Source organism: Pseudomonas sp. FW507-12TSA, from assembly GCF_058781435.1.
Map to the genome: position 1 here is coordinate 1 of NZ_JBYSWT010000068.1, position 755 is coordinate 755.

The window sequence follows — 755 nt, forward strand, 5'->3', positions numbered from 1 at the left end:
ATCGGTCACGTTGACCACGGTAAAACCACTCTGACCGCTGCTCTGACTCGCGTTTGCTCCGAAGTTTTCGGTTCGGCTCGTGTTGACTTCGACAAGATCGACAGCGCTCCAGAAGAAAAAGCTCGTGGTATCACCATCAACACTGCGCACGTAGAGTACGATTCGAACATTCGTCACTACGCGCACGTTGACTGCCCAGGTCACGCCGACTACGTCAAGAACATGATCACTGGTGCTGCCCAGATGGACGGCGCGATCCTGGTTTGCTCGGCTGCCGATGGTCCGATGCCGCAAACTCGTGAGCACATCCTGCTGTCCCGCCAGGTAGGCGTTCCATACATCGTTGTCTTCCTGAACAAGGCTGACATGGTTGACGACGCTGAGCTGCTGGAACTGGTTGAGATGGAAGTGCGCGATCTGCTGAGCACTTACGACTTCCCGGGTGATGACACTCCGATCATCATCGGTTCGGCTCTGATGGCTCTGAACGGTCAAGACGACAACGAAATGGGTACCACCGCTGTTAAGCGTCTGGTAGAAACTCTGGATACCTACATCCCAGAGCCAGAGCGTGCTATCGACAAGCCGTTCCTGATGCCAATCGAAGACGTGTTCTCGATCTCCGGTCGTGGCACCGTGGTAACTGGGCGTGTTGAGCGTGGCATCGTTCGCATCCAGGAAGAAGTTGAGATCGTGGGTCTGCGCGATACTCAGAAAACTACCTGCACCGGCGTTGAAATGTTCCGCAAGCTGCT

Annotated in this window: 1 protein-coding gene; it reads left to right on the plus strand. The window is 55.2% G+C overall.

The features are described from left to right. On the plus strand, positions 1–755 hold a 755-nt coding region (locus AC3WK8_RS31945), incomplete at both ends, for an elongation factor Tu (RefSeq protein WP_492574102.1).